We start from the raw sequence: 14,273 nt of genomic DNA on the forward strand, positions 1-14,273 counted from the left end.
TCGGGCCTCAGCCTGCTGGAGTTCTTCGGCATCTCGCTGCCGGCCTTCCGGATCGCGGGGGGCGTGATCCTCTTCCTGCTCGGGCTCGAAATGGCCCGCGACGACTTCACCGCCACCTACGCCGAGGCCGCCGACGCCCCGGTGGGCGAGGGCCGCGCCTTCGCCCGCAAGCGGTTCGAGCGGATGATCGTGCCGTTCGCCATGCCGCTGCTGATCGGGCCGGGCGCGATCTCCACCGTCGTCATCTACGCCAGCCAGGCCCGCGTCTTCGGACTCCAGGGGGCCGCCGTCGGGGTGGGCGTGATCGGCGCCGTGGCGGTCGCGACGCTGCTGTCGTTCCTGGCCACGCCCATCCTCACGAAGATCCTCGGCCGCATCGGCCTCACCATCGTGGTGCGGGTGCTGGGCCTGATCCTGTGCGCCCTGGCGATCCAGTTCATCCTGGCGGGCTTCGCCGAGAGCACCAGCGGCTTCATCCGCCCCGGCGTCGCCAACCCTTACGGACACTGAGCGCAATCCGCCGCATCGCCCGGCAGTCTAGCCCTACAGCCGCAGGAGGTCGCCGTAGACCTGCCGCTCCATGTGGGCCCAGATCGGGTTGGCCTCGTAGAGGCCCGCCAGCTCGCCGGGCGTGAAGTAGAAGTCCAGCGACTTCACGTAGTCGAGGGTCGTGGGGTTCACGACCTTGCGCAGCCTCTGGGCGGCCGAGCGCACGCGCGGGCCCAGTAGCCCCTCGAACTGGTCCACGAAGTCCTCGGCCAGGTGCTCCAGCCGCACCCAGCCGTGGATGGTCTGGGTCGACAGCCGGCCCACCTGGGCGTCCGCGTGGTTGATCCCGCCGTCCCGCTCGTAGAACTGCCCTCGGCACAGCATCTCGCGGGTGGCGCAGCGGTGCGGCGGGCGCGCCGCCTCGTAGTGGATCCGGCTCAGCACCCACCACGGCAGGCGGCGGATGCCCGAGATGATCCGCTTGTCGCCGGGGTCGAAGCTGCGTTCCTGCGCCTGCCGCTCGGCGACCGAGTCGTGCCAGCGGTGGTCGTCCGCCCCGGCCACGTCGTAGACGATGTCGTCCCGGCCCCGTCCGGCATGGCGGATGGCGGCCTCCACCGCATGTCCCCCCGTCTTGGGGAAATGCATCCAGACAAAGCTACGCCCGACGATCACGCCGCAAGGCTAGGGGCGCGGGGCCGCTCCCGGTAGCGGGCCGCCATCGACAGCCCCGTTCGACGCCGTCGAACAGTCGGGCGCTCAGCCGCGCCGCGCCGACCACAGCATGCCGGCGCCGGTGTAGACCACCACCGCGATCACCAGCATGCGCAGACCGTCCAGCGGCAGCGACTTCACCAGATAGGCGGCGACCAGCACGGCGGGCAGCCCGCCCAGCGTCAGGCCCAGCGCGGCCGGCAGGCTGTAGCGGCCGCTCGCCACGAAGCGCGAGCCGCCCACCGGCATAAGGAAGGCGCACGAGCCCATCATGATCGGAAAGGCCACCAGTGGGCTCATTCCCAAGAGGCTCACCAGGATCAGGCACGGCGCATAGAGCCCGACGCCCAGCATCATCAGCGCCCCCAGCACGAAGTTCGCCGCCACCGCGAACGCCAGCGCCCCGCCCGAGAGCCCCCGGGCCTCGCCGCCGCCGGGCGTCAGCCCCAGGACCGCCGACAGGAAGAGGCCCGCAGCGACCAGCAGCGCCGCGCCCATCGCCACCTGGATCGTCCGCCGCGGGGCCCGCGCGACAAAGCCGACGCCGATCCAGGCTCCAGCGACCGCGGCGGCGATCATGCTCACCAGCGTCAGCGGCTCCACATCCACCACCGCGATGAAGATCAGCGCCTGGGCCACGGTGGGCAGCGCATGGCCCGCGTTCAGCGTCCCGGGGATCTGCTCGTCGGGCACGCGGCGCAACAGCCTGAACGCCGCCGTGGTCGGGGCGAACGAGCCGACGCCCAGGGTGTCGAAGAAGTTGGCCACCGCGCCGATCGCCAGGTCGACGAGCCGCGGACGCCAGGTCCCGCCCTCCCCCCGCCGCGCCCGCTCGATGCGATACCACTGCGCCGCGAACGCCAGCGCCAGCATCGCCAGCACGGCCAGGATCACGGCGCTCACCGGCAACCCGGCGAGGACGCCGGCGATTGGCTCGGAAGTTTTCAACGGCGGCCCCCCGGCCCGTGACGGACACGCCCCAGCCTCCCTCAACCCGAGCCGGGCGTTAAGGGGCGACCGCGCCGGTCGGCGCAACTTTCCGCGCCTGCCTCCGCCGCGCCCGCCCGAGCGCGGCGCTAGGGCGTCTTGAGCGCCACGATCAGGCGGTGGACCCCCGCGGCCGGGTCCGACGACTGGAGCTGGAAGGCTTCCACGCCCGGCGCGGCCGGCGTGTGCGTCTCCACCACCAGCCGGGCGCCGAAACCGTTGGCGAACAGCCGCGCGTCGCGCCGCGCCGCCGCCACGTCGGGCCGCGCCAGCCGGTAGCCGCGGGCCTCGACGATCCGCCCCACGCCGGGGTCGATCTGCAGCCGCAAGGCCTGGCCCTCCGCGACCCCCAGCCAGTCGGCCCAGCCGCCGAGCACCACGCCCCATCGGGACGGTCCCAGCGCGACCGCCTCGAACCGGTCGACCTCGCCCAGCCGGGACAGCGCCGCGGGCGCGCCGATCTCGACACGGAGCGGCGTGGCGAACGGGTCGGCCGGGACCTCTACCAGGTCCTCCTGCACGACGAACGGCGCCCACCGCGGCTTCGGCAGGATGTGGGCGTAGCGGTTGAAGGTGTGGTCGAACGCCGCCTGCGGCATGTCGGGATAGGCCCGCCGGAAGAAGGCGAGCTGCGGCTGCAGCAGGACGTGGTTGATCGCCGGCACGCCGCGCCCGTTGACCGCTGCGCCATAATGGATAGGCGCCACCGCCCAGCCGTGCGGATTGGTCTCGGCGTACCGCCGCATCACCTCCAGCACGACGCCCGGCCGGTCGGCGAAGATGCGCGACGCCGGCTGCACCGGGTTGAACTGGCCGAAGGTCAGGTAGGCGCACGCCGCGACGGCGATCAGCACCGCCCGCCGCGGCGGCAGCGCCCGCGGCGCGAACCGGCGCGCGAAGAGCGCGACCAGCACGATCAGCGGCGCGGCCAGGTCGAAGCCGTCCAGCTCCAGGGGCTGGTCCGCAAGGACCAGCTTCGACGCCGCCCAGGCGAGCACCAGCAGGCCCAGGAAGACGCTCCGTCGAAGCGGCGTATCGCGCCAGGGCGCCGCCGCGCCGGCGACCGCGAACCCGCCCAGGATCAAGAGGCCGCTGCCCCACGCCAGCCGGTAGGGCGGCACGCGGTTGAGCAACGGCGCGGCCTCGGCCGGGATCGGCGCCAGCATCCAGGCGAGCACGAGGAGAAGGCCCGCGAGCCAGGCGCCGATCGCCACCGGCCGCGCGCGCGCCCAGGCGGCGAGGGCGCGGTGGTCGCAGAAGACAAGCACCGCCAGCGGCAGCAGCGAGCCCACCACCCCCACCTCGCAGGCGTTCGTGTTCCACAGCTTCAGCGGCTGGAACCCCTGGGTCGCGACGTACGGCAGCACGTGCGCCGCCAGCCAGGCCGGCGGGAACCCGCCCCCGTCCGAGAGCCGCTGTCCGGGATAGGCCGTCTGCGCCATCAGCGGGATCAGGTCGCGGTAGTGCAGCCAGGCCACGGCCGCGCCGAGGGCGGCTGCCGCCAGCCCAGGCGCCAGGCGCGCCGGCGGCAGGACCTCCGGCCGGAAGGCCGCGAACAGCACCGCGAACGCCAGGCCGGCCGCGAGGATGAACGGCGGATAGAGCTGGCCGATCAGCCAGACGGCGGTGGCGTAGGCGATGGCCGGAAGCCGCGCCCACCACGGCCCACGCCACAGGTAGGCCAGCACGGGCCACGGCGCCCACGCCAGCACCGGCGCGTTGCTGGACCACCAGACCTGCACGAACTGCGAGAAGAACAGGATCGAGGCCACGGCGAAGGCGTAGCCGCGGCTGCACCCCAGGCGCCGGAACAGGAGCGCGAAGCCCGCCACGAAGGCCAGGGACAGCGTCGCGAAGTGGATCGAGAAGGCATGCGCCGGATCGACGACCAGGAAAGCCCAAAGGTCGGGCTTGAACGCCATGCTCCAATCGCGTGACGGCAACGCGAAAACGGCCTTGAGCGGCTCGCGGTAGGGCGAAATCTCGTCGCGCGGACCGAGGTCGTTGGCGACGGCGATCTGGAAATAGGGTGTGGCCACGGCCCAGTCGTCGGACCGGACGTTTCGCGCCTTGCCGGCCACCGGCCCCGCCCGAGGGACGGCGAGGGCCTGCGTCGCCGAGCCGTAGTTGCTCGGGGTCCAGCCAGCGGCCGCGTACAGGGTCGCCAGCGCCAGCGCGGCGACCAGCAGCCATTCGGTCCGCGCCACGCGAAGGAGGTACGCCACACCCATGCGCGGCCTTGCCGCCACTCGGCCGCCGTCGAACAAGCCCGACTCCACCCAGACTCGGAGAATTGCCCCGAGTTGCCCGCGCCCAGGACCACTACGGTAGGATTGTAACGTTTTTATGCAACTCGCATGCGGCGGGCGGTCTGCCCGATGCGGCGCCTACGCCGCCACCGGCTCCGGCCGGCGATCCGCCAGCATCGCGATGACCTCCGGCCGGCGCACATATTCCACCAGCGCCCGCAGCGGTCCGGTCATGTTGCGGCGGCTGGGGTAGTAGAGGTGCCAGCCGTCGAAGGGCAGGGCGTTGTGCTCCAGCACGATCTTCAGCCGTCCGGCGTCCAGGTGCGGCTGGGCGTGGGCCTCGTTGGTATAGGCGATGGCCACCCCGTCCAGGGCGGCGCGCAGCACCACCTCCATGTTGTCGGTGACCAGCGCCCCGTTCACCGGGATCTCCACCCGCCGGCCGCCGTCCTGGAACTCCCAGCGGTAGATGGCCCCCGAGCCCAGCCGGAACTGCACGCAGCGGTGCGCGCCGAGGTCCGCCAGCCGCCGCGGCGTCCCATGCCGGCGCAGGTAGTCGGGCGAGGCCACCGCCACCTGCCGGCCCGGCGGGCTGACCCTGACGCTGATCATGTCCTGCGGAATGAGGGCCAGGCCCCTCACCCCAGCGTCCTCCCGCCCCTCGACCAGCTCGCCGGTCTCATTGTCCACCACCGCCTCCAGCGTCACGTCGGGATAGGCCTTGGCGAAGCCGGGCAGGATGCGCGAGACCACCATCTCCAGCCCCAGGCTCGACACCGACAGCCGCAGCCGCCCGCGCGGCTCGTCGCGGAAGTCGTCCAGCGAGCCCAGGGCGTCGCCCAGGTCGGCCAGGATCGGCCGCACGCGGGTCAGCAGCCGCTCGCCGGCCTCGGTCAGGGTCACGCTTCGCGTCGTGCGGTTCAGCAGCCGGATCTTCAGCTCGTCCTCGAGCGCCTTGATCGCATGACTAATCGTAGAAGTTGTGCGACCAAGCTGGCCCGCCGCGCGGGCGAAACTGCCCCGTTCGGCGACGGCTACGAAGGCCGTCAGGCGGCTGAGATCGGCGGATGGCATCGCCCTGGCGTCCCGGCAGGTGGCCCGCCCGCGCTGGAAGCGGACCAGCACAACCTAGCGACGTCACGCTTCCGCAATATTGCAGACCCGCGTTGTGCGCGCCCTCAATCGGTCACGGCGGCGTAGGCGCCCAGTTCCTCGGCCAGGTGGTCGAACATCAGGCGCATCCGGGGGCTGCCGCGCAGCGTCTCGTGCATGCAGATCCAGATTTCGAGCTTGAACGAGAACACGTCAGCCATCACCGGGACCAGGCCGAAGCGCCGGCCGATCTGCTTCTGGCAGGCCCCGATGCCGAAGCCCGCGCGCAGGGCGGCGAGCTGCGCCACGTCGTTGTCGGTGCGCAGGGCGAAGAGGTCGCGGGTGATGGGCCGGCCGATCGCCAGCTCGTTGACCAGCTCGGGCAGGTCGCGGTCGAAGCCGATCAGGTTGTGGCCGACCAGTTCCTCGAATGTCGTCGGCGTCCCGCGCCGCTCCAGGTACTCGGCGGTGGCGTGGAAGCCGATGGTGAGTTCGCCGACCTTCTTTGCCACCAGGCTGTTCTGGGTCGGCCGCTGCATCCGCACGGCGATGTCGGCGTCGCGCCGGGTCAGGTCCTCGATCTTGTTGGAGAGGGCCAGCTCGACGTCCACGCCCGGGTGCTTCCGGCGGAAGCTGGTCAGGATGGACGGCAGCACCTCGATACCGATGACGTCGCTGGCCGCCACCCGCACCACGCCGCCCTCCCCGCTGGCCACGCCCGAGGCGTCGCGCCCGGCAGCCTCGGAGGCCGCGGCCATGTCGGCCAGGTGGGGACGGAAGGCCAGCGCCAGGTCCGTGGGCCTGAGGCCCCGCGGGCTGCGCAGGAACAGGGGCGCCCCGAGTTGCCGTTCGAGCTGGTCGATGTGCCGCCCCAGCGTAGGCTGCGTCAGCCGGCGCAGGCGCGCCGCCGCCGAGAAGCTGCCCGCCTCCAGAACGGCGTGCAGGCTCTGCAGAAGGTCCCAGTCCAGCTTTCCGGCCATGCGCAAAGGCATAGCTCCATTCGGCCGCTGCTGGAAATCACGGCGCGTCGTAGGCGATCAGCCAGCTTCCGTAGCGCAGCGCGCCGGCCATCGCGTCGCGGAAGTCCTCGGGCATGGCGCCGGCGTCGATCACCTCGGCCATGCGCAGCACCTTGGGCTGCGAAAAACCGTCGCGCAGGGTCTCGCGGATGGCGATCTCCGCGGCCTCGGCTTCCTCCTGCGCGCGGACGAAGGCGAGGACGGTCAACCCCTTGCCCGCCTCGAACGCGTCGAGCGTGACCACGAAAACCCCGACCGGCGCAGCGTCCATGCCCCCATATTCCCCGATCCGGAAAAACTCTGAAGGCCCCTTCGCTGTCGATATACTTAGTATTCTAATGAATTGATGCGTCGCAGCACTAGACGCGCCCGCCCTCGCGGACCTACATGCACCGCCATGGCCGGCAAGACCCTCTACGACAAGATCTGGGACGCACACGTCGTCGACACGCAGGACGGCGAGTCCATCCTCTACATCGACCTGCACCTCATCCACGAGGTCACCACGCCCCAGGCCTTCGCCGGGCTTCGCGCCAACCGCCGGGGCGTGCGCCGCCCCGACCGCACGCTCGCGGTGGCCGACCACAACGTGCCGACCGAGGGTCAGGCCCTGGGCGTCGACGCCGTCGCCGACGAGGAGGCGCGCCTGCAGCTCCAGACCCTGGGCAAGAACGTCGCCGAGTACGGCATCGAGTACTTCCCGATGGGCGACATCCGCAACGGCATCGTCCACGTGGTGGGCCCCGAGCAGGGCCGCACCCAGCCGGGCATGACCATCGTCTGCGGCGACAGCCACACCTCCACCCACGGCGCGTTCGGCGCCCTGGCGCACGGCATCGGCACGTCCGAGGTCGAGCACGTGCTGGCCACCCAGACCCTGCGCCAGAAGAAGGCGAAGAACTTCCGCGTCCGCATCGAGGGCGAGCCCGCCCCCGGCGTCGGCGCCAAGGACTACGCCCTCGCCGTCATCGGCGAGATCGGCACAGCGGGCGGCACCGGCTACGTGATCGAATACGCCGGCTCGGCCGTCCGCGCCCTGTCGATGGAGGGCCGCATGACCCTCTGCAACCTGACCATCGAGGGCGGCGCCCGCGCGGGCCTGGTCGCCCCCGATGAGACGACCTTCGAATACATCAAGGGCCGGCCCGCCGCGCCCAAGGGCGGGGCCTGGGAGATGGCCCTCTCCTACTGGAAGACCTTCTTCACCGACGAGGACGCCGTCTTCGACCGCGAGATCGTCCTCGACGCCGCCACGATCGCCCCGTCGGTCACCTGGGGCACCAGCCCCGAGGACGTGATCCCGATCACCGGCGTGGTCCCCTCGCCAGACAGCTTCGACACCCCCGACAAGCGCGCCTCGGCCGCCCGGGCGCTGGAGTACATGGGCCTGACGGCGGGCCAGAAGATCACCGACGCCAAGGTCGACGTGGTGTTCATCGGCTCCTGCACCAACAGCCGCATCGAGGACCTGCGCGCCGCCGCGGCCATCGCCGAGGGCCGGCGCGTGGCCGAGGGCGTCCGCGCCATGGTCGTGCCGGGCTCGGGCCTCGTCGCCGCCCAGGCGGAAGAGGAAGGCCTGGACGAGGTGTTCAAGGCCGCCGGCTTCGAGTGGCGCGAGCCGGGCTGCTCGATGTGCCTCGGCATGAACCCCGACAAGCTGACCCCTGGCCAGCGCAGCGCCTCCACCTCGAACCGCAACTTCGAGGGCCGCCAGGGCCGCGGCGGGCGCACCCACCTGATGAGCCCCGCCATGGCCGCCGCCGCCGCCATCGCCGGCCACATCGCCGACGTCCGGGACTTCCTGAAGTGATCACGGGCCTGGACCACGTCGCCTATGTGGTCCGCGACCTCGACGCGGCCATCGACGGCTATGCGCGCCTGCTGGGCGTCACGCCCGACTGGATCGGCCGGGGCGGCGGCGTGCGCCAGGCCTGGTTCCAGTTCCCGAACATGGCGCTCGACCTGATCGCCCCCGAGGGCGAGGGCGCCTTCGCCGACGGCGTGCGCGCCCATCTCGACGCCACGGGAGAAGGCCTCTGGGCCCTGGCCTTCGCCAGCAACGACCTCGCCGGCGACGTGAAGCTGCTGAACCGCCGCGGCATCCCGGCCAGCGACCCCGCGCCTGTGCAGACCACCGCCGCCGACGGCGCGGTCCGCGACTGGCAGGCCAGCCGCCTGGATCCCGCCGCCACCGGCGGCCTGCGCCTGCTGCTGATGGCCGAGACTTCGCCGCCCTGGCCGCTGGCCCCGGCGTCCGGCCCTGCGCCGGTCACCCAGCTCGACCATGTGGTCGTCATGACGCCCAACGTCGACCGCGCGCTGGCCATCTACGGCGCCAAGCTGGGCCTCGACCTGCGGCTCGACCGCGAGAACCCGAAGTGGAACGCCCGCCAGCTCTTCTTCAAGGTCGGCGGGACCGTGATCGAGATGGGCGCGCGGATCGGCGCCGCCCCCACCGACGAGCCCGACCGCTCGGGCGGCCTGGCCTGGCGCGTGGCCGAGCCCCACGCCGCCCAGGCCCGCATCGCCGCCGCCGGCTTCGACGTCTCGGAAGTCCGCACGGGCCGCAAGCCTGGCACCCACGTCTTCACCGTCCGCAACGCCCCCGCCGGCGTGCCGACGATCCTGCTCAGCGCCGAACCTGCCCTGGAAACGACCTGATGGAAGCCTTCACCCGCCTCGACGCCAAGGCCGCGCCCCTGCCGCTGGCCAACATCGACACCGACCAGATCATCCCCAAGCAGTTCCTGAAGACGGTGGAGCGCAAGGGCCTGGCCAAGGGCCTGTTCTACGAATACCGCACCGACGAGCAGGGCCGCGAGAACCCCGACTTCGTGCTGAACCAGCCGGCCTACAAGGGCGCGGGCGTCCTGATCACCGGCGACAACTTCGGTTGCGGCTCCTCGCGCGAGCACGCGCCCTGGGCGCTGATGGACTTCGGCATCAAGGCCGTGATCTCCACCAGCTTCGCGGACATTTTCTACAACAACTGCTTCCAGAACGGCCTGCTGCCCGTCGTGCTCAAGGCCGAGGAGGTGCAGCAGCTCATGGACGAGGCCCGCGGCGGCAACCACGTCACGTCCATCGACCTGGAGGCCCAGACCGTCACCTCGCCGTCCGGCGCGGTGTTCAGGTTCGAGATCGACCCCAACCGCAAGGCCAAGATGCTGCGCGGCCTCGACGCCATCGGCGAGACCCTCCAGGCCGCTCCGTCCATCGACCTCTACGAGCAGAAGCGCGCCCTGGCCCAGCCCTGGCTGGAGGGCGCGTGAGCGTCGTCATCGCCGGCACGGTCCGCGTCCCGCCGGAGAACGTCGAGGCTTTCCGGCCGCACATGGACGCCATGCTGAGCGCCAGCCGGGCCGAGGACGGCTGCCTCACCTATTCCTACGCCGTCGACGTCCAGGACCCCGGCCTGGTCCGCGTGTTCGAGGCCTGGCGCGACGAGGCCGCCCTGCAGGCGCACTTCCAGGCGCCGCACATGGCCGCCTGGCGCGCGGCCTGGCCCCAGTTCGGGGTTTCGGACCGCCGCCTCACCCTGTACGAGGTCGCCTCCGAACGGCCGCTCTAGCTTCCCGAGGATACCGATGACCGACCTGCTGCTCCTGCCCGGCGACGGGATCGGGCCCGAAGTGACTCGCCAGGTGCGCCGCGTGGCCGAGGCGCTCACGCCGGATCTCACCCTCGACGAGCGCCTGTTCGGCGGCATCAGCTACGACACCCACGGCGTCCCGCTCACCGACGAGGCCCTGGCCGCCGCCAAGTCCGCCCGCGCCGTCCTGATGGGCGCGGTCGGCGGCCCGCAGTGGGCCGACGCCCCGCGCGACAAGCGGCCCGAGGCCGGCCTGCTCAAGCTGCGCGCCGAGATGCAGGTCTTCGCCAACCTGCGCCCCGCGCTCTGCTTCCAGCCCCTGGCCGACGCCTCCAGCCTCAAGCGCGAGCTGGTCGAGGGCCTGGACTTCATGATCGTCCGCGAGCTCACCGGCGGCATCTACTTCGGCGAGCCGCGCTACATCGAGGACCTGCCGGGCGGCGGCCAGCGCGCCGTCGACACCCAGGTCTACACCACCGCCGAGATCGAGCGCGTCGCCCGCGTGGCGTTCGAGCTGGCCCGCGGCCGCCGCAACAAGGTCCACTCGGCCGAGAAGTCCAACGTGATGGATAGCGGCCTGCTGTGGCGCCGGGTGGTCACCGACCTGCACCAGCGCGAGTACGCCGACGTCCAGCTCGAGCACATCCTGGCCGACAACGCGGCCATGCAGATCGTCAAGAACCCCAAGCAGTTCGACGTCATGGTCACCGACAACCTGTTCGGCGACATCCTGTCGGACGCGGCGGCCCAGCTCACCGGCTCCCTCGGCATGCTGCCTTCGGCCGCCCTCGGCGTGGCCGGCGCGCCGGGGCTCTACGAGCCGATCCACGGCTCGGCGCCCGACATCGCCGGTCAGAATCTCGCGAACCCGCTGGCGGCGATCCTGTCGTTCGAGATGGCCCTGCGCTGGTCCCTCGGCCGGCCGGCCGACGCCGACCGCCTGTTCGCCGCCGTGGAGAAGGCCCTGGAGAGCGGCGCCCGCACCCGCGATCTCGGCGGCGCCCTCACCACCGACCAGATGGGCGACGCGGTCCTGAAGGCGCTTTAAGTCAGCGCCCCCTCCGTCAGCTTCGCTGCCACCTCCCCCGTTAAACGGGGGAGGAACTGAAACCGACCGTCTCCGCCAAGTTCCTCCCCTGCGAAGCGGGGGAGGGGGACCACGAAGTGGTGGAGGGGGCGTTGGGTTCGCAAGGCCTTAGAGGGAAAGCCGCCAGGTCTCGCTGACCTCCGGCTTGCCGAAGTCCTCGTGCGTCCAGCGGTCGGTGAGCTCGAAGCCCACGGCGGCGTAGATCGCCCGCGCCGCGGTCAGCACCTCGTGCGTCCAGAGCACCATCTCGCGGTAGCCGGCCGCCCGCGCGAACGTCACGCACTCGTCGACCAGCCGCCGCCCCAGCTTCTCGCCTCGCGCCGCCGCCTCCACCATCAGCAGGCGCAACCGCGCCACGCCCGGCTCGGCGTCCTTCACCACGAACACCGACCCCACCCGCTCGCCGCCGCGTTCGGCGATCCAGCAGCGCTCCAGCGCCGGGTCGAAGTTGTCCAGGAAGTCCGCGCAGATCCGCGCCGTCACCGCCTCGATGTGCGGCGCCCAGCCATAGGTCTCGCCGTAGAACACGCCGTGGCGCTCCGTCACCCAGCCCATGTCGCCGGTCTGGTGCCCGCGCAGCACGATCGGCGGCCGCACCGCCTGGGGCGCCATCAGCGCCTGCGCCGTCTCCAGGGCGCCGGCCAGCTCGGCCCGCTGCGCGCCCGACAGATCGCCGATCAGCGCCTCCACCCGCTCGACGGTCTTCGCGTTCAGCCCCGCGAAGAACGCCTGGCCCTGCGGCGTCAGGCTCAGAGTCACGCTGCGCCCGTCGCTCGGCGAGCGCGCCCGCGCCACCAGCCCGTCCCGCTCCAGCCGCGCCAGCATGCGGCTGAGATATCCCGCGTCCAGGTCCAGGCCCTGGGCGATGGCCCCCGGCGTGACCGCCCCGCCGCCGTGCGCGATCTCGTACAGCACCCGGTTCTCGGCCAGCGTGTAGGGCCCGCCCATGTAGCCCCGCTCCAGCACGCCGATGGCGCGGGTGTAGAAGCGGTTGAAGCGGCGGACGGCCGCCACGGTGTCGGTCTGGCTCATGCCGGGATTGGGCGCCAGATAGTTGCCTGCGTCAAGTATCTTCGCCGGTAGGCCACCGTTAAGCCGCCTCGTGCATAGTTCCTCGCGAACCCGTCCGCGTTGATCCGATGACCCACGACGAAGACGCCCCCAAGCCCAGCCGCCGCGCCGGCGACGCCGCCGTGCTGGGCCTGGCCGAGGGCCTGCTGGCCGCTCTGCCGAAGACCACGCCGGCCTCCGACCTGCGCACTCTGCGCGACGTGGTCGAGACCTATCCCGACGACGGCCGCGACGGCGCGGGCGAGGTGGTGAAGAGCCTGATCGGCCTGATCGACGACCTCATCGCCGCCGGCGCCGCCGACCGCGAGGCGATCGCCGTCCACGTGCGCGCCTGGCGCTTCATGGTCTCGCGCAAGCCCTATGCCGCCGAGCGCGCCGAGATCCTGCACGGCCTGCAGGCGGTCCGCGAACTCTACGCCCGGCCGGCCGCGGCCTGAACGCCGGCGGCGGCTGTACGCGCCGCCTGCGCCGGGGCATGGTCCCACCGGCCATCCGGAGGACCGCCCCATGGGGAACCACTGGCTCGTGAAGTCCGAGCCCGCCAAGTACGCCTTCGCCGACCTGCAGCGCGACGGCAAGACCGTCTGGGACGGCGTGCGCAACAACGCCGCCGCCCTGCACCTGAAGGCCATGAAGGTGGGCGACGAGGTGCTCTACTACCACTCCCAGGAGGGCCTTGCGGTGGTCGGCATCGCCAAGGTCGTCAAGGAAGCCTTCCCCGACGCCACGGATCCGACCGGCCGCTTCGTCGCCGTCGAACTGGCGCCGGTGCGCGAACTGAAGTCGCCCGTCGCCCTCAAGGACATGAAGGCCAACCCCGCGCTCGCGTCCCTGGAGATGATCCGCCAAGGCCGGCTCTCGGTCTCCCCCGTGCGGCCCGAGGAATGGGCGGCGATCCTCAAGATGTCCGAGGCCTGAGCATGGCGTGGACCCGCCTCGCCCTCGCCGCCCTGGCCCTGGCGCTCGCCGGCCCCGCCTGCGCCCAGAAGCCCGAAGACACGGAGCAGGCCGGCCCCGCGCCGCCCGTGGTCACCCCGGCCGCCCAGCCCGGCGGCGCGCCGTCCGACGCCGTCGTCCTCTTCGACGGCAAGGACCTCTCCGAATGGGTCTCGGTGAAGGACAAAGGCCCCGCCGGCTGGGCGGTGCAGGACGGCGCGATGGTGGTGAAGCTCGCCGCCGGCAACATCGAGACCAAGCGCGCCTTCGGCAGCTACCAGCTCCACATCGAGTGGAAGGTCCCGGCCGACGTCGCCGGCTCGGGCCAGCTCCGCGGCAACAGCGGCGTCTTCCTGGCGTCCACCGGTCCCGGCGACGCCGGCTACGAGCTGCAGGTGCTCGATTCCTACCGCAACGCCACCTACGTGAACGGCCAGGCCGCCAGTCTCTACAAACAGGCCCCGCCCCTCGCGAACGCCATGCGACCGCCCGGCGAGTGGCAGGCCTACGACGTGGTCTGGACCGCGCCGACGTTCACGACGGACGGCAAGCTGGAGACCCCGGCGAAGGTCACCGCCTTCCACAACGGCGTGCTCGTCCAGAACGATTTCGCCCTCGCCGGACCCACCCGCTACATCGGCAAGCCCGAATACGCCCCCCACGGCCGCGCCCCGATCAAGCTCCAGGCCCACCCCGGCGGCGGCCCCGTCAGCTTCCGCAACATCTGGGTCCGGCCCCTCGACTGAGCCCCCTTCCTCTCCCTCACCGAGGAGGGGGAGACCACGCCGCGAAGAGGGCGTGGTCGAGAGGGCAGGCCTCCCCCACAGCGCCGGCCGTCTCGCTCCCCCCTCTCAGCTCGTCATCCCCGGGCTTGACCCGGGGATCCATTCCAGGGCGCCGGCCAGGTTTCCACGGCTGCATGGATGGCCGGGTCAAGCCCGGCCATGACGGGCGGAGACAGGGGCACGTGAAGAAAAATCACGAACAACTTTGACTCCCCGCGGGGTCGCATGTTCTTCTTTCGTTCATGTCGCAAC

At 71.8% G+C, this 14,273-nt stretch carries 16 protein-coding genes; 9 read left to right on the forward strand and 7 right to left on the reverse strand.

Annotated elements, in window-relative coordinates; genetic code table 11:
- Positions 1-510: MarC family protein (locus Q0L11_RS01280; RefSeq protein ID WP_296595032.1), on the forward strand; the 510-nt coding region annotated here is incomplete at its 5' end.
- A 33-nt stretch (positions 511-543) separates the two neighbouring features.
- On the opposite strand, the gene Q0L11_RS01285 is transcribed toward Q0L11_RS01280, so the two are convergent.
- From Q0L11_RS01285 to Q0L11_RS01310, 6 genes are all read right to left on the reverse strand, one after another.
- Positions 544-1,107, reverse strand: a complete 564-nt coding sequence (locus Q0L11_RS01285; RefSeq protein WP_296595033.1) for a hypothetical protein — start codon at positions 1,105-1,107, stop codon at positions 544-546.
- A gap of 141 nt (positions 1,108-1,248) precedes the next feature.
- A complete protein-coding gene (locus Q0L11_RS01290) occupies positions 1,249-2,151 on the reverse strand; it encodes a sulfite exporter TauE/SafE family protein (RefSeq protein WP_296595034.1) in 903 nt (300 codons plus the stop codon).
- 128 nt (positions 2,152-2,279) lie between these two features.
- Positions 2,280-4,457: a hypothetical protein gene (locus Q0L11_RS01295; protein WP_296595035.1), complete on the reverse strand. Its 2,178-nt coding sequence runs from the start codon at positions 4,455-4,457 to the stop codon at positions 2,280-2,282.
- 120 nt (positions 4,458-4,577) lie between these two features.
- On the reverse strand, positions 4,578-5,513 hold the full coding sequence (locus Q0L11_RS01300; protein WP_296595036.1) for a LysR family transcriptional regulator: 936 nt from the start codon (positions 5,511-5,513) through the stop codon (positions 4,578-4,580).
- Between the two features lie 104 nt (positions 5,514-5,617).
- Positions 5,618-6,511 carry a LysR family transcriptional regulator gene (locus tag Q0L11_RS01305; protein WP_296595037.1) on the reverse strand — a complete coding sequence of 298 codons (894 nt, stop codon included), beginning with the start codon at positions 6,509-6,511 and terminating at the stop codon, positions 5,618-5,620.
- 37 nt (positions 6,512-6,548) lie between these two features.
- Positions 6,549-6,821: a hypothetical protein gene (locus Q0L11_RS01310; RefSeq protein ID WP_296595038.1), complete on the reverse strand. Its 273-nt coding sequence runs from the start codon at positions 6,819-6,821 to the stop codon at positions 6,549-6,551.
- A 126-nt stretch (positions 6,822-6,947) separates the two neighbouring features.
- Between Q0L11_RS01310 and leuC the strand changes: the two genes are divergently transcribed.
- From leuC to leuB, 5 genes are read left to right on the forward strand one after another with little or no spacing between them, the layout of a single operon-like run.
- Positions 6,948-8,360 (forward strand): 3-isopropylmalate dehydratase large subunit, encoded by a 1,413-nt coding sequence (gene leuC, locus Q0L11_RS01315; RefSeq protein ID WP_296595039.1) that lies wholly within the window; start codon positions 6,948-6,950, stop codon positions 8,358-8,360.
- A complete protein-coding gene (locus Q0L11_RS01320) occupies positions 8,357-9,211 on the forward strand; it encodes a VOC family protein (protein ID WP_296595040.1) in 855 nt (284 codons plus the stop codon). The genes leuC and Q0L11_RS01320 overlap by 4 nt, the downstream gene beginning before the upstream one ends.
- Positions 9,211-9,822 carry a 3-isopropylmalate dehydratase small subunit gene (gene leuD, locus Q0L11_RS01325; RefSeq protein ID WP_296595041.1) on the forward strand — a complete coding sequence of 204 codons (612 nt, stop codon included), beginning with the start codon at positions 9,211-9,213 and terminating at the stop codon, positions 9,820-9,822. The genes Q0L11_RS01320 and leuD overlap by 1 nt, the downstream gene beginning before the upstream one ends.
- Complete coding sequence (locus Q0L11_RS01330; RefSeq protein ID WP_296595042.1) at positions 9,819-10,121, forward strand: putative quinol monooxygenase; 303 nt, start codon at positions 9,819-9,821, stop codon at positions 10,119-10,121. Before leuD ends, Q0L11_RS01330 begins: the two co-directional genes overlap by 4 nt.
- 16 nt (positions 10,122-10,137) lie before the next feature.
- Entirely contained in the window at positions 10,138-11,190 is a 1,053-nt protein-coding gene (gene leuB, locus Q0L11_RS01335) for a 3-isopropylmalate dehydrogenase (protein WP_296595043.1), read from the forward strand.
- Positions 11,191-11,337: 147 nt separating this feature from the next.
- On the opposite strand, the gene Q0L11_RS01340 is transcribed toward leuB, so the two are convergent.
- Positions 11,338-12,261 (reverse strand): bifunctional helix-turn-helix transcriptional regulator/GNAT family N-acetyltransferase, encoded by a 924-nt coding sequence (locus Q0L11_RS01340; RefSeq protein WP_296595044.1) that lies wholly within the window; start codon positions 12,259-12,261, stop codon positions 11,338-11,340.
- A 107-nt stretch (positions 12,262-12,368) separates the two neighbouring features.
- Here Q0L11_RS01340 and Q0L11_RS01345 point away from each other — a divergent pair, with 107 nt between their 5' ends.
- From Q0L11_RS01345 to Q0L11_RS01355, 3 genes are all read left to right on the forward strand, one after another.
- Entirely contained in the window at positions 12,369-12,737 is a 369-nt protein-coding gene (locus tag Q0L11_RS01345) for a hypothetical protein (protein WP_296595045.1), read from the forward strand.
- A gap of 70 nt (positions 12,738-12,807) precedes the next feature.
- Positions 12,808-13,218 (forward strand): EVE domain-containing protein, encoded by a 411-nt coding sequence (locus Q0L11_RS01350; RefSeq protein ID WP_296595046.1) that lies wholly within the window; start codon positions 12,808-12,810, stop codon positions 13,216-13,218.
- A 2-nt stretch (positions 13,219-13,220) separates the two neighbouring features.
- Positions 13,221-13,982 carry a DUF1080 domain-containing protein gene (locus Q0L11_RS01355; RefSeq protein WP_296595047.1) on the forward strand — a complete coding sequence of 254 codons (762 nt, stop codon included), beginning with the start codon at positions 13,221-13,223 and terminating at the stop codon, positions 13,980-13,982.
- Positions 13,983-14,273 lie beyond the last annotated feature (291 nt).

It is taken from the genome of Phenylobacterium sp., from assembly GCF_024508875.1.
In the GTDB taxonomy this organism is placed as follows: domain Bacteria; phylum Pseudomonadota; class Alphaproteobacteria; order Caulobacterales; family Caulobacteraceae; genus Phenylobacterium.

Excerpts from the sequence above, each read along its gene's own strand:
- Q0L11_RS01300 (WP_296595036.1), bottom strand. The coding sequence starts at position 5,513 with ATGCCATCCGCCGATCTCAGCCGCCTGACGGCCTTCGTAGCCGTCGCC.
- Q0L11_RS01305 (WP_296595037.1), bottom strand. The coding sequence starts at position 6,511 with ATGGCCGGAAAGCTGGACTGGGACCTTCTGCAGAGCCTGCACGCCGTT.
- Q0L11_RS01350 (WP_296595046.1), top strand. The coding sequence starts at position 12,808 with ATGGGGAACCACTGGCTCGTGAAGTCCGAGCCCGCCAAGTACGCCTTC.
- leuD (WP_296595041.1), top strand. The coding sequence starts at position 9,211 with ATGGAAGCCTTCACCCGCCTCGACGCCAAGGCCGCGCCCCTGCCGCTG.
- Q0L11_RS01310 (WP_296595038.1), bottom strand. The coding sequence starts at position 6,821 with ATGGACGCTGCGCCGGTCGGGGTTTTCGTGGTCACGCTCGACGCGTTC.
- leuB (WP_296595043.1), top strand. The coding sequence starts at position 10,138 with ATGACCGACCTGCTGCTCCTGCCCGGCGACGGGATCGGGCCCGAAGTG.
- leuC (WP_296595039.1), top strand. The coding sequence starts at position 6,948 with ATGGCCGGCAAGACCCTCTACGACAAGATCTGGGACGCACACGTCGTC.
- Q0L11_RS01345 (WP_296595045.1), top strand. The coding sequence starts at position 12,369 with ATGACCCACGACGAAGACGCCCCCAAGCCCAGCCGCCGCGCCGGCGAC.
- Q0L11_RS01355 (WP_296595047.1), top strand. The coding sequence starts at position 13,221 with ATGGCGTGGACCCGCCTCGCCCTCGCCGCCCTGGCCCTGGCGCTCGCC.
- Q0L11_RS01340 (WP_296595044.1), bottom strand. The coding sequence starts at position 12,261 with ATGAGCCAGACCGACACCGTGGCGGCCGTCCGCCGCTTCAACCGCTTC.